The 519-nt window shown below is 43.2% G+C and carries 1 protein-coding gene; it reads right to left on the bottom strand.

Annotated elements, in window-relative coordinates:
* Positions 1-519, bottom strand: a 519-nt coding sequence (gene mtnN / locus R7R24_RS30410) for a 5'-methylthioadenosine/S-adenosylhomocysteine nucleosidase (RefSeq protein ID WP_318120677.1), incomplete at both ends; no start/stop codon positions are given.

The following is a 519-nucleotide window of genomic DNA, read 5'->3' as shown; positions in this document are numbered from 1 at the left end:
AAATTGGTCACCAGAAGCAATGATGCCTCGGAACACACTCTCTTTGCCTAACGTCTCCACCGCTGCTTCATACGCGTAGTTTTGTAGCGCTTTGTCAGCATAAAAGTAACGCTCTTGATAGTCCGGTAATAACCCTTTCGGTTTGTTGAATGCGGTTAAATCAACGTCATGATGTACAGTACGAGTAGAAATAACCACGTCCAATGGATCAAGTTTCGGGTCACTTGCTCCTGCTATACCAGTAAAAATCAGTTGGTTCACACCAAAAGATTCAATCAGCAAAGTGGTCGTCATCGCAGCATTGACTTTGCCAACACCAGATTGCGTTACCACGACGGATTTGCCCTCAAGCTCACCGATATAAAAAGTGTGGTTCGCAACTTTTTTGATTTGTTGATTCTGAATTTTTGGCAGCAGAGCTTCAACCTCTACATCCATCGCGCCAACAATACCTATCGTTGATGCAGCAAAAGTAGGAAGTGAAAACGCGGCAAGAATGAAAACAAGAGATTTCTTAAA

This window comes from Vibrio sp. 704 (genome assembly GCF_033339295.1).
This window is presented reverse-complemented; position numbering and strand designations above follow the sequence as displayed.